This window comes from Variovorax sp. F042 (genome assembly GCF_057814215.1).
In genome coordinates this window covers 16,294-32,705 of sequence record NZ_JBVASX010000006.1, presented here as the reverse complement: position 1 = coordinate 32,705, position 16,412 = coordinate 16,294, and the positions used below count along the sequence as shown (strand labels likewise).

20 protein-coding genes are annotated in these 16,412 nt (G+C 65.9%); 10 read left to right on the top strand and 10 right to left on the bottom strand.

What is annotated here, in order from left to right; translation table 11 throughout:
- The first annotated feature begins 17 nt into the window (after positions 1-17).
- From recA to ACZYSP_RS19645, 3 genes are read left to right on the top strand one after another with little or no spacing between them, the layout of a single operon-like run.
- Positions 18-1,124: a recombinase RecA gene (recA, locus tag ACZYSP_RS19655; protein WP_093055204.1), complete on the top strand. Its 1,107-nt coding sequence runs from the start codon at positions 18-20 to the stop codon at positions 1,122-1,124.
- A 42-nt stretch (positions 1,125-1,166) separates the two neighbouring features.
- Positions 1,167-1,625: a recombination regulator RecX gene (recX, locus tag ACZYSP_RS19650; protein WP_097197619.1), complete on the top strand. Its 459-nt coding sequence runs from the start codon at positions 1,167-1,169 to the stop codon at positions 1,623-1,625.
- A complete protein-coding gene (locus ACZYSP_RS19645; protein ID WP_093076305.1) occupies positions 1,609-2,037 on the top strand; it encodes a polyketide cyclase in 429 nt (142 codons plus the stop codon). Before recX ends, ACZYSP_RS19645 begins: the two co-directional genes overlap by 17 nt.
- 9 nt (positions 2,038-2,046) lie before the next feature.
- On the opposite strand, the gene ACZYSP_RS19640 is transcribed toward ACZYSP_RS19645, so the two are convergent.
- The 8 genes from ACZYSP_RS19640 to ACZYSP_RS19605 are packed head-to-tail and all read right to left on the bottom strand — an operon-like array spanning position 2,047 to position 8,389.
- Positions 2,047-3,156 (bottom strand): mandelate racemase/muconate lactonizing enzyme family protein, encoded by a 1,110-nt coding sequence (locus ACZYSP_RS19640; RefSeq protein WP_489016023.1) that lies wholly within the window; start codon positions 3,154-3,156, stop codon positions 2,047-2,049.
- 5 nt (positions 3,157-3,161) lie between these two features.
- On the bottom strand, positions 3,162-3,983 hold the full coding sequence (locus ACZYSP_RS19635) for a transporter substrate-binding domain-containing protein (protein ID WP_489016021.1): 822 nt from the start codon (positions 3,981-3,983) through the stop codon (positions 3,162-3,164).
- Between the two features lie 32 nt (positions 3,984-4,015).
- Entirely contained in the window at positions 4,016-4,744 is a 729-nt protein-coding gene (locus ACZYSP_RS19630; RefSeq protein ID WP_093076300.1) for an amino acid ABC transporter ATP-binding protein, read from the bottom strand.
- A complete protein-coding gene (locus tag ACZYSP_RS19625) occupies positions 4,728-5,384 on the bottom strand; it encodes an amino acid ABC transporter permease (RefSeq protein WP_371127368.1) in 657 nt (218 codons plus the stop codon). The genes ACZYSP_RS19630 and ACZYSP_RS19625 overlap by 17 nt, the downstream gene beginning before the upstream one ends.
- 22 nt (positions 5,385-5,406) lie before the next feature.
- Positions 5,407-6,090: an amino acid ABC transporter permease gene (locus tag ACZYSP_RS19620; protein ID WP_097197622.1), complete on the bottom strand. Its 684-nt coding sequence runs from the start codon at positions 6,088-6,090 to the stop codon at positions 5,407-5,409.
- A 49-nt stretch (positions 6,091-6,139) separates the two neighbouring features.
- Positions 6,140-7,381: a UxaA family hydrolase gene (locus ACZYSP_RS19615; protein ID WP_093055218.1), complete on the bottom strand. Its 1,242-nt coding sequence runs from the start codon at positions 7,379-7,381 to the stop codon at positions 6,140-6,142.
- A gap of 14 nt (positions 7,382-7,395) precedes the next feature.
- The gene (locus tag ACZYSP_RS19610; protein WP_489016018.1) at positions 7,396-7,722 is read right to left on the bottom strand and encodes a UxaA family hydrolase; all 327 of its coding nucleotides are present in this window, start codon (positions 7,720-7,722) and stop codon (positions 7,396-7,398) included.
- A 7-nt stretch (positions 7,723-7,729) separates the two neighbouring features.
- Entirely contained in the window at positions 7,730-8,389 is a 660-nt protein-coding gene (locus tag ACZYSP_RS19605) for an RraA family protein (RefSeq protein WP_093055222.1), read from the bottom strand.
- A 229-nt stretch (positions 8,390-8,618) separates the two neighbouring features.
- Between ACZYSP_RS19605 and ACZYSP_RS19600 the strand changes: the two genes are divergently transcribed.
- Positions 8,619-9,389, top strand: coding sequence for an SDR family oxidoreductase (locus ACZYSP_RS19600; protein WP_489016016.1), 771 nt, complete (start codon positions 8,619-8,621; stop codon positions 9,387-9,389).
- A 10-nt stretch (positions 9,390-9,399) separates the two neighbouring features.
- Positions 9,400-10,242, top strand: a complete 843-nt coding sequence (locus ACZYSP_RS19595; RefSeq protein ID WP_097197623.1) for an IclR family transcriptional regulator — start codon at positions 9,400-9,402, stop codon at positions 10,240-10,242.
- A 15-nt stretch (positions 10,243-10,257) separates the two neighbouring features.
- Here the strand turns inward: ACZYSP_RS19595 and yiaA are convergent, their stop codons facing one another.
- On the bottom strand, positions 10,258-10,695 hold the full coding sequence (gene yiaA, locus ACZYSP_RS19590) for an inner membrane protein YiaA (RefSeq protein WP_093076293.1): 438 nt from the start codon (positions 10,693-10,695) through the stop codon (positions 10,258-10,260).
- A gap of 129 nt (positions 10,696-10,824) precedes the next feature.
- Here yiaA and ACZYSP_RS19585 point away from each other — a divergent pair, with 129 nt between their 5' ends.
- Positions 10,825-11,553, top strand: coding sequence for a hypothetical protein (locus tag ACZYSP_RS19585; RefSeq protein WP_354336597.1), 729 nt, complete (start codon positions 10,825-10,827; stop codon positions 11,551-11,553).
- Positions 11,554-11,570: 17 nt separating this feature from the next.
- On the opposite strand, the gene argC is transcribed toward ACZYSP_RS19585, so the two are convergent.
- Positions 11,571-12,494 carry an N-acetyl-gamma-glutamyl-phosphate reductase gene (gene argC / locus ACZYSP_RS19580; protein ID WP_093055231.1) on the bottom strand — a complete coding sequence of 308 codons (924 nt, stop codon included), beginning with the start codon at positions 12,492-12,494 and terminating at the stop codon, positions 11,571-11,573.
- 203 nt (positions 12,495-12,697) lie between these two features.
- On the opposite strand from argC, the gene sucC reads away from it, so the two are divergent.
- The 4 genes from sucC to ACZYSP_RS19560 all read left to right on the top strand — a co-directional run bounded on the left by sucC (position 12,698) and on the right by ACZYSP_RS19560 (position 16,394).
- Complete coding sequence (gene sucC, locus ACZYSP_RS19575) at positions 12,698-13,864, top strand: ADP-forming succinate--CoA ligase subunit beta (protein ID WP_042577345.1); 1,167 nt, start codon at positions 12,698-12,700, stop codon at positions 13,862-13,864.
- A gap of 10 nt (positions 13,865-13,874) precedes the next feature.
- A complete protein-coding gene (sucD, locus tag ACZYSP_RS19570; RefSeq protein ID WP_007828710.1) occupies positions 13,875-14,768 on the top strand; it encodes a succinate--CoA ligase subunit alpha in 894 nt (297 codons plus the stop codon).
- 104 nt (positions 14,769-14,872) lie between these two features.
- Positions 14,873-15,556 (top strand): TerC family protein, encoded by a 684-nt coding sequence (locus ACZYSP_RS19565; RefSeq protein ID WP_093055233.1) that lies wholly within the window; start codon positions 14,873-14,875, stop codon positions 15,554-15,556.
- Between the two features lie 28 nt (positions 15,557-15,584).
- The gene (locus ACZYSP_RS19560) at positions 15,585-16,394 is read left to right on the top strand and encodes a Stp1/IreP family PP2C-type Ser/Thr phosphatase (protein ID WP_093055235.1); all 810 of its coding nucleotides are present in this window, start codon (positions 15,585-15,587) and stop codon (positions 16,392-16,394) included.
- Positions 16,395-16,412: the final 18 nt, after the last annotated feature.

The following is a 16,412-nucleotide window of genomic DNA, read 5'->3' as shown; positions in this document are numbered from 1 at the left end:
TTTCAAGGAGTTTCCACATGGACGCAGTCGTCAAGGGCGCAAGCATCTCGGTCGCCAACAGTGAAAAAGCCAAGGCGCTGCAAGCCGCGCTGGCACAGATCGAAAAGCAGTTCGGCAAGGGCACGATCATGCGGCTCGGCGAAGGCGAGGCGCTCGAAGACATCCAGGTGGTTTCCACCGGCTCGCTGGGCCTGGACATCGCGCTGGGCGTCGGCGGCCTGCCGCGCGGCCGCGTGATCGAAATCTACGGCCCGGAATCGTCGGGCAAGACCACGCTCACGCTGCAAGTCATTGCCGCCATGCAGAAGCAGGCCGGCACCTGCGCCTTCGTCGATGCCGAGCACGCCCTCGACGTGCAATACGCCCAGAAGCTCGGCGTGAACCTGTCCGACCTGCTGATCAGCCAGCCCGACACCGGCGAGCAGGCCCTTGAAATCGTCGACTCGCTGGTGCGCTCCGGCGCCGTCGACCTGATCGTCATCGACTCGGTGGCCGCGCTCACGCCCAAGGCTGAAATCGAAGGCGAAATGGGCGACTCGCTGCCCGGCCTGCAGGCCCGCCTGATGAGCCAGGCACTGCGCAAGCTCACGGCCACGATCAAGAAGACCAACTGCATGGTCATCTTCATCAACCAGATCCGCATGAAGATCGGCGTGATGTTCGGCTCGCCCGAAACCACCACCGGCGGCAACGCGCTGAAGTTCTACGCCTCGGTGCGCCTGGACATCCGCCGCATCGGCACCATCAAGAAGGGCGACGAGGCCATCGGCAACGAAACCAAGGTGAAGGTGGTGAAGAACAAGGTCTCGCCCCCGTTCAAGACGGCGGAGTTCGACATCCTGTTCGGCGAAGGCATCAGCCGCGAAGGCGAGATCATCGACATGGGCGTGACCGCCAAGATCGTCGACAAGTCGGGCGCCTGGTACGCCTACAACGGCGAGAAGATCGGCCAGGGCCGCGACAACGCCCGCGAGTTCCTGCGCGAGAACCCCGAGCTGTCGCGCGAGATCGAGAACAAGGTGCGCGAGTCGCTGGGCATCCCGCTGTTGGCCGCCGATGCCGGCGCCACGCCAGAGAAGCCGCAGAAGGCTGCCAAGGCCGAGAAGGCCGACAAGGGCGAATAAGCCAGAGCGCGGCTCCCCGGGGGCCGCGCGAGCGACCCCCGAATGGCATTCAACGCCCCGTCCCTCAAAGGCCGCGCACTGCGCCTGCTGAGCCAGCGCGAGCATTCGCGCGCAGAGTTGGAACGCAAACTGGCAAAGCATGAAGAAGAGCCCGGCACGCTGGCAAAGGCGCTCGACGAGCTGGCAGCGAAAGACTTCATCAGCGAGCCGCGCGTGGTGGCCTCTGTACTCAACCAGCGCGCTGCCCGCTCGGGCGCGCTGCGGGTGAAGCAGGAGCTGCAGGCCAAGGGCATCGCGCCCGAGGCCATCGCAGAAGCGGTGGCCAGCCTGCAAGAGACAGAAGTCGAACGCGCCACGGCCCTGTGGCGCCACCGCTTCGACGCGCCGCCCGCTGACGCGAAGGAGCGGGCCAAGCAGATGCGATTCCTGATGGCGCGCGGTTTTTCGGGCGCCGTCGTGTCCAAGGTACTCAGGAGCGATTTCGATGAAACCGACGAATGAAGACCACGCCGCGCAGTCCCGCGTCATCACTCAGCGCGTGCAGTGCGAATGGCGCCGCGCCTATGTGCTGGCGGCAGATCCGAAGCGCCTGCCCGACTGGGCCAGCGGCCTCGCCAAGAGCGCGCTGGTGCCGCATGGCGACCACTGGATCGTGCGCACGCCCGAGAGCGGCGAGGCCCGCATGCGCTTCGCGCCGCGCAACGATCTCGGTGTGCTCGACCACTGGGTCGCGCCCGAAGGCGTGCCCGAGGTCTACCTGCCGTTTCGCGTGATCGGCGTTGCGCCGGACGCCTGCGAGCTGCAGTTCACGCTGCTGCGCCAGCCGCACATGGACGATTCGGCCTTCGAGCGCGATGCGCAGTGGATCGCCCGCGACCTGCAGGCGCTGCGCAACCTGCTCGAAGCAGACTGACTGATCGACTCAGCCGCGCACCACGATCGGCGTGAACTTGCGCCGCGCCTTCAGCTGCTCGGCATCCCACTCGATGCCCAGCCCCGGCGTCTCCGGCGCCACCGCATGGCCGCCTTCGATGCGCAGCCGGCTCGTCGTGAGGTCGTCGAGCTGCGGGATGTATTCCACCCAGCGCGCGTTCGGCACGGCCGCGCACAGGCTCACGTGCAGTTCCATCAGGAAGTGCGGGCACATCGCGATGTTGTGCGCCTCCGCGAGGTGCGCAATCTTCAGCCACGGCGTGATGCCGCCCACGCGCGCCACGTCGGCCTGCACGATGGAGCAGGCGCCTTGCTGGATGTATTCCGCGAACTGCGAGGGGTGGTACATCGATTCGCCCACCGCGATAGGCACGCTGGTGCTCGCCAGCAGCTGCGCGTGCCCGCGCACGTGCTCGGCCGGCATCGGCTCCTCGAACCATGCCAGGTCGAGCGGCGCGTACTGGCGCGCGCGGCGAATGGCCTCTGCCGCGGTGAAGCTCTGGTTGGCATCGACCATCAGCTCGAAGTCCGCACCCACGGCCTCGCGCACGGCCGAGAGGCGCGCGATGTCCTGCGCCACATGCGGCTTGCCGACCTTGATCTTCGCGCCGAGAAAGCCGTCGGCCTTCGCAGCGAGCGTCTGCTCGACGAGTTGTGCGGGCTCGATGTGCAGCCAGCCGCCCTCGGTCGTGTAGACCGGCACGCGCGCCTGCGCACCACCGGCCAGCCGCCACAGCGGCAGGCCCGCCGCGCGCGCGTTGCGGTCCCACAGCGCGGTGTCGATGGCCGCCAGCGCCAGACTGGTGATGGCGCCCACGGCGGTCGCGTGCGTGTGGAAGAACAGGTCGCGCCAGATGGCTTCGTACTGCTGCGGGTCGCGCCCGATCAGGCGCGGCACCAGGTGGTCGTTCAGCAGCGCCACGATGGACGAGCCGCCCGTGCCGATGGTGTACGTGTAGCCCGTGCCCGACGAGCCGTCGTCGCAGCGCACGGTGACCATCACGGTCTCCTGCGTCACGAAGGACTGGATCGCGTCGGTGCGCTTGACCTTGGGCGCAATGTCGATCTGCGCGATTTCTACCTGGTCGATCTTCGCCATCGTGCTCAGCCCGCGTTGCGCGTCACGTCGGCCGGCAGGTCGGCGCCGTGGAATTTCTTGTAGATGGTGTTGAGCTCGCCGCTCTTGAGCTGCGCCTTCACGAACTCGTCGAGCTTTGCCTTCAGGCGCGGCTCGTTCTTGCGCATGCCGATGGCCAGCATGTTGACCTTCATCGTGAACTTCGGCTCCATCTGCTTGGCAGGGTTCTTCTCGTTGATGGTCTTCAAGAGCGGCGGCGCGGTCGCGAAGATGTCGGCCTGTCCGCTCACCACGGCGGTGATGGAGGTGGCGTCGTCGTCGAAGCGCACGATCTGCGCGCCGGCCGGCAGGATCTTCGTCACTTCCTGGTCGTTGGTGGTGCCGCGCGTGGCAATCACTTTCTTGCCCGCCAGGTCGGCCGGGCCGGTGATGCTCATGCTCTTGGGCGCGCCCACCACGGCCAGGATGGCGGCATAGGGCACAGAGAAGTCGACGACCTTCTCGCGCTCCGGCGTGACCGACATGCTGGAGATCACGATGTCGGCCTTGTCGGTCTGCAGGAAGGGAATGCGGTTGGCGCCGGTGGTGGGCACGATCTCCAGCTCGAGGCCCAGGCTCTTGGCCAGCAGGCGCGCGGTCTCGACGTCGGAGCCGGTGGCGTTGAGCTTCTCGTCCTTCAGGCCGTAGGGCGGCACTGCGAGGTCGATGGCCACGCGGATCTTCTTGGCGGCGGTGATGGTGTCGAGCTGGTCGGCGTGCGCCGATGCGCTTGCGAAGGCCAGCGGCAGTGCCAGCACGAGCGCGGACAGCAGCGCGCCGCGGCGCTTGAACGAGAGGGAAGAAGTCATCGAAGGTCTCCTGGAGTTGTCTGAAAAGAAAATCAAAGCCCGGTGCCGATGAACTGGCGCAGCTCGGGCGTCTGCGGGTCGCTGAGGATGCCGGCGTCGCCTTCCTCCCACACCAGCCCCTGGTGCATGTAGATGACCTTGTCGGCCACGCCGCGCGCGAACGCCATCTCGTGCGTGACGAGGATCATGGTCATGCCCTCGGCAGCGAGCTTTTCCATCACCTTGAGCACTTCGCCGGTGAGCTGCGGGTCGAGCGCGGAAGTCACTTCGTCGAACAGCATCAGCTGAGGCTTCATCGCGAGCGATCGCGCGATGGCCACGCGTTGCTGCTGGCCGCCCGAGAGCTGCTCCGGGTAGGCGTCGGCCTTCTCGGCCAGGCCCACGCGTTCGAGCACTTCCATGGCGATGGCGCCGGCTTCCGATGCGCTCATCTTCTTCACCGACTGCGGCGCGAGCGTGATGTTCTGCTTCACCGTGAGGTGCGGGAACAGGTTGTAGCTCTGGAACACGATGCCCACGTCCTTGCGCAGGTCGCGCAGGTTCAGCGCCGGGTCGTGCACCGCGTGGCCGCAGCACTGGATGGTGCCGCTGTCGATGGTCTCCAGCCGGTCGATGCAGCGCAGCGCGGTGCTCTTGCCCGAGCCGCTCTGGCCGATGATGGCGACCACCTGCCCGCGCGTCACCGAAAACGACACGCCCTTGAGCACATGCAGCTTGCCGAAGTGCTTGTGGACGTCGTTGAGTTCAACCACGGGCTGCATTGAGCTTCCTTTCAAGGGCGCGACTCCATCGCGACAGCGGATAACAAAGAATGAAATACAGGACCACCGCGCACCCGAAATACAGGAAGGGCTGGAACGTCGAGTTGTTCAGCACCTTGGCGTTGTAGGAAAGCTCGGCATAGCCGACCACCAGCGACGCGATCGACGTGTTCTTGATGATCTGCACCAGGAAGCCCACTGTGGGCGGCGTCGCGATGCGCAGCGCCTGCGGCAGGATCACGCGGCGCATGCGCTCCCAGCGGGTGAGCGCCAGGCACTCGGCCGCCTCCCACTGGCTGCGCGGCACGGACTGGATGCAGCCGCGCCAGATCTCGCCCAGGAAGGCGCTCGCATAGATGGTGATGGCCAGAGCTGCCGCGACGATCGCCGGCACCGAGCCGATGCCCGCGATGTTGGGTCCGAAGAAGCACACACCCATGAGCACCAGCAGCGGCGTGCCCTGGATGACCTGGATGTAGCCCGCCGCAATGCGCCGCACCGCCTTCACCGGCGACACGCGCGCCAGCGCCACCGCCAGCCCGATGAGCCCGCCGCCCACGAACGCAAGCGCCGAGAGCTGTACCGTGCCCCACGCGCCCATCAACAAAAAGCCGAAGTGATCGATTGGCATGAAGGTCATGTCGAAACCTCTTTTGCCCGCCTCACAGCGGCGTGCCCAGCTTGCGCCGGCGCGGGAAGATCAGCATGCCCAGCAGCCAGAAGCCCAGGCGCATGGCGTACGACAGCGCCAGGTACACCACCCACAGCACGATGAAGATCTCGAAGTTGCGGAAGGTGTCCGACTGGATGCGGTTGGCCACGCCGAAGAGCTCTTCCGCGCCGATCGACGACATGATGCTGGAGGCCAGCATCAGCAGCACGAACTGGCTGGCGAGCGCCGGATACACGCGCTCCACCGCGGGCCGCAGGATCACGTGCCAGAACACCTGCAGCTTCGACAGGCCCAGGCATTGCGCCGCCTCGAGCTGGCCCTTGTGGATCGACTCGATGCCCGCGCGGATGATCTCGCAGCTGTAGGCGCCGATGTTCACCACCAGCGCCAGCACCGCGCCCACCATGATCGGCATCGTCACGCCGGCGCTGGAGAGGCCGAAGATGAGGAAGTAGCTCTGGATCAGCAGCGGTGTGTTGCGGATGGCTTCCACGTAGCCGCCCGTCAGGCGTCGCAGCCAGCCGTGGCGGCTGTTGCGCCCCAGTGCGCAGACCGTGCCCAGCGCAAAGCCCAGCACCGTCGCGATGAAGGACAGCTGCACGGTGGTCCACGCGCCTTCGAGCAGCAGCGGCCACTGCTCGAGCACGGGCATGAAGTCGAACTGGTAGTTCAATGCGTTGGGCTCCGGAAGTCCAATGGAAGAAAGCAGGGAAGGGTGCCGCTCACGCAGCGCGAGCAATACTGGCGAGCGGCAGGCACGAAGGGCCGAGCGGTTCGAAGGCCTTGTAGGTCAGGATGAATTCGCGATGTCCCAGCGCCTCGGACTTGGTGGCCGCGCCGTCGGCAACGCTGCGCACAGCGTCGAAGATCTCCTGGCCCACCTCCTGCAGCGTGCCGCGCCCTTCGAGGATGCGGCCGGCATCGACGTCCATGTCCTCGCCGAGCTGGCGGTAGGTGTCGGGGTTGGCGCAGACCTTGATGACGGGCGACACGGCAGAGCCCACCACAGAGCCGCGGCCCGTGGTGAACAGGATGAGGTGCGCGCCGCAGGCGATGAGTTCGACGATCTCTGCGTTGTCGCTGATGTTCGGAAAGCCGAAGCGCGGCTCGCCGTCGGGCACCACATCGAGCAGGTAGAGGCCGCCCTGCGGCGGAACGTCGCCCGGCTTCACGATGCCGTTGATGGGCGAGGCGCCGCTCTTCGCATATGCGCCCAGCGATTTTTCCTCGATGGTCGAGAGCCCGCCGTCGGCGTTGCCGGGCGCGAAGCTGCCGTGGCCCATGGTGCTGTAGTAGCGCGCGGCCTTGTTCACGCATTCGACGATGGCCTCGCCGAGCTCCGGCGTGGCGGCGCGGCGCTGCATGTGGAACTCGCAGCCGATCAGCTCGCCGGTTTCCTCGAAGATGCAGCGCGCGTCCTGTTCGATCAGCAGGTCGAAGGCGCGGCCCACGGCCGGGTTGGCGGTGATGCCGCTGGTGCCGTCGGAGCCGCCGCAGATGGTGCCCACCACGAGCTCGCTCAGGTCCATGGGCACGCGCTGCTGCTGCGCGAGTTCGGCCAGCGCCCACTGCACCCACTGCGTGCCTTCGCGGATGGTGGTGCGCGTGCCGCCCTTCTGCTGGATGGTGAGCGTGTGCACCGGCCGGCCCGATGCGGCAACGGCCTCTTCGAGCTTGCGCTTGTTCATACTCTCGCAGCCCAGCGAGATCAGCAGCGCCGCGCCCACGTTGGGGTGCGTGGCAATGGCTTGCATCATGCGTTCGGCGTACTCGTTCGGGTAGCAGCCGGGGAAGCCGACGAGATGCACTTCCGATTCACCGTCCTGCTGGCGGAAGTTGAGCGTGATCTCGCGCGCCACGTGATGCGCGCACTCGACGAGGTAGGCCACGACCACGACGTTGCGGATGCCCTTGCGGCCGTCGGCGCGCGGGAATCCGTTGATCTGGAAATTGGGAGCGTTCATGCGGGGAGGGCGTCTCAGGCGTGGCCGACGAAGGTCTCGCCCTCGTCCAGCGTGTAGGTGGGCGTGTAGTCGCTGTCGAGGTTGTGCGTGTGGATGTGCTCGCCGGCCTCTACGGCCAGGCGCAGGCTGCCGATGACGGCGCCGTACTTCAGCACCTTCTCGCCGGCCGCAATGGCATGGCGCGCGAGCTTGTGGCCCAGGCCGATTTCTTTCGGCAGGGTCACGGCACCGTCTTCGAGCTGCACGGACGTGCCGGCGGCAAGGCGGGTGCAGGCGATCAGGCAGTTGTCGCCGGGCGAGAGCAGCACCAGCCGGGCGTCGATGGATTGCGGGTTCGACATCCGGCGCTCAGAACTTGCGGTACTTCAGGTAGGCCTCTTGCGGGTCGGTGCCCGCGAGGATGGCGGTGCGCACGAGGTTCTCGCGGCCCATCATGTGTTCGGCCTCGGTAACGATGGCTTCGGCCTGCGCGAGCGGCAGGCAGATCACGCCATCGGTGTCGGCCAGCAGCAGGTCGCCGGGGTTCACCGTGACGTCGCCGATGCGCACCGGCACGTCCATCGCGTCTGGCAGCCAGTAGCCGACGATGTCGCGCGGCGTGAAGTAGCGGTGCCACACCTGGAAGCCCTGCTGCAGGATGAATTCGGCGTCGCGCACGCCGCCATCGGCGATCACGCCCAGCACGCCCTTGCGGCCCAGCGTCTCGGCCGAGAGCTCGCCCATGTGCGACACCGTCGAGTCGTTCGGCTGGATCACGGCGATGTGGCCGGGCTTGGCGCGCGAGAGAAAACCGGTCCACGCCATCAGCGTCTCGTGCGGATCGGCCGTCGGGTCGACGCGGCCGTTCACCGTGAAGGCCGGCCCGCACATCTTCTGGCCGGCGATCAGCGGGCGCAGCGTGGGCGGCAGCGTGAAGTCGCGCAGGCCCGCGGCGCGCATCACGTCGTGGAGGATGCCCGTGTAGCAGGCTTGCAGTCGGGTGAGCAGCGAGGAGGGTGCTTGGGCCATGGGTGAATCTCGTTTTCTTAGGTAAAACTACTTTTCACAGATGAGGTTAGCAGCAGGCCTTCGAATGGAAGCTGGGGTTTGCGCCAATTCAAGGGTATTTACCAATGATTGAGTGACCGATCCCGGGTTTTTGAGGGGATGCAAGGGCTTGCGGGTCGCGTATATTTGATTTCATCAGTGAAATTTATATTTCACATATGCGCCGGCACTCACTCAAAGGACATCGCCAATGACTTCTCGCGTTCAGGGAAAGAACATCCTCGTCACCGCTGCCGGCAAGGGCATCGGCCGCGCCAGCGCACTGGCGCTGGCGCGCGAAGGCGCCGCCGTATGGGCCACCGACGTGGACGAAGCCGCGCTGGCCGAACTCGCAGCGCTGGCCCGCGAAGAAGGCCTGTCGGGCCTGAAGACCGCCACGCTCAACGTGCGCGACAGCGCCGCGCTGCAGGCCTTCGCGCAGACCGCGGGGCGGCTCGACGTGCTCTTCAACTGCGCCGGCTTCGTGCACAGCGGCAACATCCTGGCCTGCGAGGAGGCCGACTGGGACTTCAGCATGGACCTCAATGTGAAGTCGATGTACTGCACCATCCGCACCTTCCTGCCGGCGATGCTGGAGCGCGGCGGCTCGATCATCAACATGGCCTCGGCCGCGTCGAGCGTGAAGGGCGTGCCGAACCGCTTCGTCTATGGCGCCTCGAAGGCCGCGGTCATCGGGCTGACCAAGGCGGTGGCCGCCGACTTCATCCAGCAGGGCGTGCGCTGCAATGCCATCTGCCCGGGCACGGTCGAATCGCCCTCGCTGCGCGACCGGATCGCGGCCCAGGCCGAGCAGGCCGGCGCCGACGAAGCCGCGGTGCGCGCCGCCTTCGTGGCGCGCCAGCCGCTCGGGCGCGTCGGCAAACCGGAAGAAATTGCTGCGCTGGTGGTGTACCTGGCTTCCGACGAATCGGCCTTCACCACCGGCGCGATCCATATGATCGACGGTGGATGGTCGAATTGAGCAGGGAACAATGAAGCAAGCACCAGCGCCGGAAGAACTACAAAGTCAGGACGAGGCCGCGCCCGAAGGGGAGGGCGCGCTGCGCTATGCCGCGCCGGCGCTCGAGAAGGGGCTGGACATCCTGGAGGCGCTGGCCGACAGCGCCACCGGCTACACGCTGAACGAGCTGGCGCAGAAGGTCGGGCGCAAGGTCAGTGAGATCTTTCGCATGGCGGTGACGCTGCAGCGGCGCGGCTATGTGCAGGTCGACGAGAACGACCGCTACACGCTCACACTGCGCATGTTCGAACTGGCGCATCGCCAGCAGCCGCTCAAGAGCCTGGTGAGTGCGGCGCTGCCGCTGCTGCGCGAGCTGGCCAACCGGGCGCGCCAGTCGTGCCACCTCACCATGTACCAGGGCGGGCGCGTGGTCGTCATCGCGCAGGTCGAGAGCCCCGAGCGCTGGTCGTTCGGGCTCAAGGTGGGGGTGGTGATGGGGCTGACGGATACGTCGTCAGGCCACGTGCTGCTGGCCTTCCGCGACGAGATCGACCGCGCCCGCATGCTGCGCGCCCACATCGGCGTGGAGGGCGAGCTCGACATGGACCCGGGCGAGCTCTTCGCCATCCTGCAGGAGGTGCGCGAGCGCGGCTACTCGGCCATGCCGAGCAAGCAGACGCGCGGCATCACCAACATCGCGTTCCCGGTGATGGGCGCAGCCGACCACGTGATCGCGTCGATCAACGTGCCGTACATCGAGCGCATCGACCAGAAGTCGGCGCCGGACGTGGTGCAGGTGCGCGGCATCGTCGGCAACATCTCCGCGCGCCTGTCGGCGCTGATGGGGGCCAGCGGCTACAACGACAACGAGTAGCGCCGGCTCGCTCGCTCAGTTAGCTTCGGGCGAGTCGTCGAGCGACGGCATTTCGCTCTTGTGCGCGGCGATGTCGCGCACGTTCTTCTGCACGGCCACAGCGCCGAACAGGCTCAGCAGGAAGGCCATGGCGTAGAAGCCCTTTTCGCTCGCGGCCAGCGTGGCGTTGAAGAGGCCGACGGCGAGCAGCGCCACCGACAGCAGCAGCGAGATCCAGCACAGGCCGTAGTAGATGCCGGTGACGGCGGTGCCTTCGAGGCGGTCGCGCACGGTCTTCTGCAGCGACACGGCGGCGAACAGGCCGTACATCAGGATGGTGAAGTAGTAGCCCTTCTCGTTGAGCTGCATGGAGGCGTTCCACAGCCCGATCAGGTAGACGATGGCGCCGATGAGCAGCGCGGCCCAGGATGCGGCGACGAATGCCGCGGTCGGTTTCTGGAATTTGACGGCCATGAAGTCCTCCTCGTGTGGTTGGTGCGCGATTATGGTGTGGGGCGCCGATGGCATGATCCGCGGCAGGCCGCCGGATTGCACGGCAAGCAGTCGAGCAGAGCGGCCGTCAATCAACGGAGGAGTTTTTCCATGTCATCCGACCCCGTCGGCCAGCCGTCTCTCGTTCGCACCGGCGCCAAGGCCGGCTTGTCTTTCGCCGGTTCCGTGATCAAGGGCGGCCTGCTCGGCGTCATCCTGGGCGGCGGCGTTTTCTTCTTCTATCTGAGCCAGTTGCAGGGGCCGGGCAATACGGCCGCGCGCGCCGGTGGAGCCGGCGCCATCGTCGCGCTCATCACCTCGCCGCCGCTGCTGGTAGCGGTCTTGCTGCTGCTGTTCGTGGTCGTCTACGTGATGCTGGGCGTGCAGCAAGGGCGCGCGCGTGCGATGCAGCATCTGGTCGCGGCGCGTGGCGAGGCCGTGTCGCAGAGGCTCGGTGGCGCGATTGCCGGGCGCATCGAAGCGATGCCGCGCGCCCACGGCACTCTGCAGCGCGCGGCCGACTGGCTGTCGGTCGATGCCTTGAGCAAGCAGCTCGCGCCGGTGCTGGGTGAAGGCAAGGCGGTGCGTTCGGTGGTGGGCTTCGTGCTCAACCGGCTACCGCTGAGCGAGATGCTGGCCGAATGGCAGCAAAGTCGCGCGGAGCATGGCGAGCCGGTGGCAGGCGAGGGCGCTGTGCAAGACCCGGCGCTGCGCGCGCTGCTCACGCGCCGCATCCACGAGACGCTGCAGGATATGGCGACGCCTTCGCGCAAGCCGCTGTACGTCGCGCTGGGCGTGCACGCGGCCCTGCTGGGCGTCGGGCTCTGGCTGGTGAACTGACTGAAGAGGCGTGGCGCTCAGAGCGCCAGCATCAGCTTCAGGTTCTGCACCGCGGCGCCGCTGGCGCCCTTGCCAAGGTTGTCGAGGCGGGCGATCACCACGGCGTGGCGATGGTCCTCGTTGGGGAACACGCGGATCTCGAGCTCGTTGGTGTCGTTGAGCGCCAGCGCTTCGAGCTTGCCGTCCTCGGTGGGCGGCAGCACCTTCACGAATTTCTCGGGTGTGTTGCTGCGCGCGTAGTGCGCGGCCAGCGCATCTTGCAGGTCGCCGGCCTTCGGCTTGCCGGGCAGCAGGTCGAGATGCAGCGGCAACTGCACCAGCATGCCTTGCTTGAAGTTGCCCACCGACGGAATGAAGACCGGCCGGCGGGTGAGGCCGGTGTAGGTCATGATTTCGGGGATGTGCTTGTGCTTCAGGCCCAGCGCGTAGATCTCGTACGGCGGCGCTTCACCTTTTTCGTAGGCCTCGATCATGGTCCGGCCGCCGCCCGAATAACCGCTCACGGAGGGCAGCGAAACGGGGAAGTCGACCGGCAGGATGCCCGCGTCGACCAGCGGGCGCACCATGGCGATGGCGCCGGTGGCGTAGCAGCCGGGGTTGCCGACGCGCTCGGCCTTGGCCACGGCCTGCCAGTGGCCTTCGGTGAGTTCGGGGAAGCCGAACACCCAGCCGGGAGCGATGCGGTGCGCCGTGGAGGCGTCGATGATCTTGGGCTTCTTGCCGGGCAACTGGTCGATCAGCGCGACCGATTCGCGCGCCGCGTCGTCGTGCAGGCACAGCACCACCAGGTCGACGCCCGCCATCAGTTCGCGCTTGGCGTTCACGTCTTTTCGCAGCTCGGGCGCGATGCTCACGAGCTCGATCTGCGGCATCGCCTGGAGCCGTTCGCGAATCTGCAGGCCGGTGGTGCCGGCTTCGCCGTCGATGAAAACCTTGGCCATGATGGAGGGTGCCCCGGGTAACTAGAAGAAAGTACGTATTGCCCGCAACCCCACGTACAGTATTGGTGCGGCGCACCATGATACAGTCCGCGGTTGTTCGCCGCCCCCGGCCGTCAGGCCGCCGTCGCCCGCGAGCAACAGAGCAGAAACACTCTCACCCAGATCTCCCGTTCTCAACCTCCTCCTTCCGAGAGACATCCCTCATGAAGATTCACGAGTACCAAGGCAAGGAAATCCTTGCCAAGTTCGGCGTGCCGGTGCCGCGCGGCATCCCGGCCTATACGGTTCAGGAGGCGGTGGAAGCCGCCCAGAAACTTGGAGGCCCGGTCTGGGTCGTCAAGGCCCAGATCCACGCGGGTGGCCGCGGCAAGGGCGGTGGCGTCAAGGTCGCCAAGTCCATCGAAGATGTCAAGAAGCTCGCCGGCGAAATCCTCGGCATGCAGCTCAAGACGCACCAGACCGGCCCCGAAGGCCAGAAGGTCCGCCGCCTCTACATCGAAGACGGCGCCGACATCAACAAGGAATACTACGTCTCGGCCGTGACCGACCGCGCCACCCAGAAGGTGGCCTTCATCGCTTCGAGCGAAGGCGGCATGGACATCGAGGAAGTGGCTCACTCCTCGCCCGAGAAGATCATCACGGTGTTCGCAGACCCCGAAAAGGGCCTGACCGACGAACAGGCCAAGCAGATCGCCGACGGCATCGGCATGCCGGCCGATTCGACCGCCCAGACGGTCGACATCCTGAAGAAGCTCTACACCTGCTACATGGAGACGGACGCCTCGCTGGTCGAGATCAACCCGCTCAACCGTGACAGCAAGGGCAACGTCATGGCGCTGGACGCCAAGTTCAACTTCGACAGCAACGCGCTGTTCCGCCACCCCGAAATCGTGGCCCTGCGCGACCTCGACGAAGAAGACGCAGCCGAAGTCGAAGCCTCCAAGTTCGACCTCGCCTACATCTCGCTGGACGGCAACATCGGCTGCCTGGTGAACGGTGCCGGCCTGGCCATGGCCACCATGGACACCATCAAGCTGTTCGGCGGCGAGCCGGCCAACTTCCTGGACGTGGGCGGCGGTGCCACCCCCGAGAAGGTCACGGAAGCCTTCAAGATCATGCTGAAGAACAAGAACGTCGAGGCCATCCTCGTCAACATCTTCGGCGGCATCATGAAGTGCGACACCATCGCCACCGGCGTGATCGCAGCCTGCAAGGCCGTGAACCTGCAAGTGCCGCTGGTCGTGCGCATGAAGGGCACCAACGAAGTCGAAGGCAAGAAGCTGCTGGCCGATTCGGGCCTGCCGATCATCAGCGCCGACACCATGGCGGAAGCGGCCCAGAAGGTCGTGGCAGCAGTCAAGAAGGCCTAAGGAACAAGTCATGTCGATCTACATCAACAAAGACACCAAAGTCATCACGCAAGGCATCACCGGCAAGACCGGCCAGTTCCACACCGAGAAGTGCCAGGAATACGCGAACGGCAAGAACGCCTTCGTGGCGGGCGTGAACCCGAAGAAGGCCGGCGAGTCGATCTTCAACATCCCGATCTTCGGTTCGGTGAAGGAAGCTGCTTCGCAGACCGGCGCCACGGTGTCGGTGATCTACGTGCCGCCGGCAGGCGCCGCGGCCGCCATCTGGGAAGCCGTCGAAGCCGACCTGGACCTGGCGATCTGCATCACCGAAGGCATCCCGGTTCGCGACATGCTCGAAGTGCGCAACAAGATGAAGGCCAAGGAAGCGGCCGGCGGCAAGAAGACCCTGCTGCTGGGCCCGAACTGCCCCGGCCTGATCACGCCCGACGAAATCAAGATCGGCATCATGCCCGGCCACATCCACCGCAAGGGCCGCATCGGCGTGGTCTCGCGCTCGGGCACGCTGACGTACGAAGCCGTGGCTCAACTGACCGAAATCGGCCTGGGCCAATCGTCGGCAGTCGGCATTGGCGGCGACCCGATCAATGGTCTGAAGCACATCGACGTGATGAAGGCCTTCAACGACGACCCGGACACCGACGCCGTCATCATGATCGGCGAAATCGGCGGCCCGGACGAGGCTGACGCAGCCCGCTGGTGCAAGGAACACATGAAGAAGCCGGTCGTCGGCTTCATCGCCGGTGTCACCGCCCCTCCCGGCAAGCGCATGGGCCACGCCGGCGCGCTGATCTCGGGCGGCGCCGACACGGCTGATGCCAAGCTTGCCATCATGGAAGAATGCGGCTTCACCGTGACGCGCAACTTCTCGGAACTGGCCAAGCTGCTCAAGGCGCAGCTCTAAAACGGAAAACGGCAGCAACATGCCGTAGGACCACGCAGAAACAAAGAAGCGCCCGCACTGGATTGCGGGCGCTTTTTTCAATAAAACACAGTGGGATCAGAGACATGGAAATTCTTCAAAGCACAGACTTCTGGTTAGGTCTGCTCAAGATCGTCTGGATCAACATCATCCTGTCGGGAGACAACGCGGTGGTGATTGCCATGGCGGCGCGTTCGTTGCCGCCCGCGCAGCAGAAAAAGGCCGTGCTCTTCGGCTCCGGCGCGGCCGTGGTGCTGCGTATCGTGCTCACGGTGGTGGCGGCCAAGCTGCTCGCCCTGCCTTACCTGCAGATCATCGGCGGCCTGCTGCTGCTGTGGATCGGCCTGCAGCTGCTGAGCGAGGACGACGAGGGCGAGGGCGAATCCAAGGAATACGGCAGCATGATGGCCGCCGTGCGCACCATCCTGCTGGCTGACCTGGTGATGAGCCTGGACAACGTGATTGCCGTCGCGGCCGCCGCGCAGGGCAGCATGGTCCTGCTGGTCCTCGGCTTGGCAATCAGCATCCCCTTGGTGATTTTCGGCAGCACGCTCATGATCAAGCTCATGGAACGTTTCCCGATCATCGTCATGCTGGGCGCCGCGCTGATCGGCTGGGTCGGCGGCGAAACCATCGTGCAGGACGCGGTGCTGCGCGACACGCTGGCGGCCAACCCCTGGTTGCACTACGCGGCGGCTGCTGCTGGTGCGTTGCTTGTCGTGGCCGGTGGCCGCTTGCTGCAACGGCGCGCACGCGCCGCTGCGCACTGAGTTTTCGAGAAGTCGGCACTGACAAACCATGGCGAGTGTCGGCGTTTCCCTGTTCTCCACCCGCCCTCCGCTGACCTGGGAATTCGCCGCCCTGACTGACGTCGGGCGGACGCGGGCCCATAACGAGGACGCCGTGCACGTGGACTCCGCCCTGGGATTGGCCTTGCTGGCCGACGGCATGGGCGGCTACAAGGGCGGCGAAGTGGCGAGCGCGATGGCTGTCTCGCTGATGCATGCCAGCTTCGGCCGGTGGTTCGCCCAGGCCGGAATGCAGGCGCCGACCCGCGTGATCCGGCGGGCGCTGCAGGCGGCTACGGACGAGGCCAACAGCTCGATCCTGCACGCTGGCATGACCAATCACGAACTGCAGGGCATGGGAACGACGCTGGTGCTCGCGGCGTTCCGGCCGCAGCGCGTGCTGGTCGGCCACATCGGCGATTCGCGGTGCTACCGGGTGCGCAACAACAAGCTGGAGCTGCTCACCCGCGACCACTCGCTGCGCCAGCAGCAGCTCGACGCCGGCGCCATCACCGCCGAGGAAGCCCTGAATTCGCCCACCCGCAACCTTGTGACGCGCGCCGTGGGCGTGGAGGCCCAAGTCTTGCTGGAAATGCACGAACACAGCGCAAGACCGGGCGATCTCTATATGCTTTGCTCCGACGGGCTCAGCGAGATGGTTTCGGATGAGCAGCTTTTCACGCTTCTAGGACACGATGTCGGGCTTCAGAAAAAAGCATCACTTTTGGTTTCAATTGCCAATGACAATGGTGGACGGGACAACATATCGGTTGTCCTTGCCAGCGCGAGCGTTGCAGAAGCGCCTCGCACGGCCAAGTAGCAGGCCCTGGCGGCAATC

Excerpts from the sequence above, each read along its gene's own strand:
- recA (WP_093055204.1), top strand. The coding sequence starts at position 18 with ATGGACGCAGTCGTCAAGGGCGCAAGCATCTCGGTCGCCAACAGTGAA.
- recX (WP_097197619.1), top strand. The coding sequence starts at position 1,167 with ATGGCATTCAACGCCCCGTCCCTCAAAGGCCGCGCACTGCGCCTGCTG.
- ACZYSP_RS19645 (WP_093076305.1), top strand. The coding sequence starts at position 1,609 with ATGAAACCGACGAATGAAGACCACGCCGCGCAGTCCCGCGTCATCACT.
- ACZYSP_RS19640 (WP_489016023.1), bottom strand. The coding sequence starts at position 3,156 with ATGGCGAAGATCGACCAGGTAGAAATCGCGCAGATCGACATTGCGCCC.
- ACZYSP_RS19635 (WP_489016021.1), bottom strand. The coding sequence starts at position 3,983 with ATGACTTCTTCCCTCTCGTTCAAGCGCCGCGGCGCGCTGCTGTCCGCG.
- ACZYSP_RS19630 (WP_093076300.1), bottom strand. The coding sequence starts at position 4,744 with ATGCAGCCCGTGGTTGAACTCAACGACGTCCACAAGCACTTCGGCAAG.
- ACZYSP_RS19625 (WP_371127368.1), bottom strand. The coding sequence starts at position 5,384 with ATGACCTTCATGCCAATCGATCACTTCGGCTTTTTGTTGATGGGCGCG.
- ACZYSP_RS19615 (WP_093055218.1), bottom strand. The coding sequence starts at position 7,381 with ATGAACGCTCCCAATTTCCAGATCAACGGATTCCCGCGCGCCGACGGC.
- ACZYSP_RS19610 (WP_489016018.1), bottom strand. The coding sequence starts at position 7,722 with ATGTCGAACCCGCAATCCATCGACGCCCGGCTGGTGCTGCTCTCGCCC.
- ACZYSP_RS19605 (WP_093055222.1), bottom strand. The coding sequence starts at position 8,389 with ATGGCCCAAGCACCCTCCTCGCTGCTCACCCGACTGCAAGCCTGCTAC.
- ACZYSP_RS19600 (WP_489016016.1), top strand. The coding sequence starts at position 8,619 with ATGACTTCTCGCGTTCAGGGAAAGAACATCCTCGTCACCGCTGCCGGC.
- ACZYSP_RS19595 (WP_097197623.1), top strand. The coding sequence starts at position 9,400 with ATGAAGCAAGCACCAGCGCCGGAAGAACTACAAAGTCAGGACGAGGCC.
- yiaA (WP_093076293.1), bottom strand. The coding sequence starts at position 10,695 with ATGGCCGTCAAATTCCAGAAACCGACCGCGGCATTCGTCGCCGCATCC.
- ACZYSP_RS19585 (WP_354336597.1), top strand. The coding sequence starts at position 10,825 with ATGTCATCCGACCCCGTCGGCCAGCCGTCTCTCGTTCGCACCGGCGCC.
- argC (WP_093055231.1), bottom strand. The coding sequence starts at position 12,494 with ATGGCCAAGGTTTTCATCGACGGCGAAGCCGGCACCACCGGCCTGCAG.
- sucC (WP_042577345.1), top strand. The coding sequence starts at position 12,698 with ATGAAGATTCACGAGTACCAAGGCAAGGAAATCCTTGCCAAGTTCGGC.
- sucD (WP_007828710.1), top strand. The coding sequence starts at position 13,875 with ATGTCGATCTACATCAACAAAGACACCAAAGTCATCACGCAAGGCATC.
- ACZYSP_RS19565 (WP_093055233.1), top strand. The coding sequence starts at position 14,873 with ATGGAAATTCTTCAAAGCACAGACTTCTGGTTAGGTCTGCTCAAGATC.
- ACZYSP_RS19560 (WP_093055235.1), top strand. The coding sequence starts at position 15,585 with ATGGCGAGTGTCGGCGTTTCCCTGTTCTCCACCCGCCCTCCGCTGACC.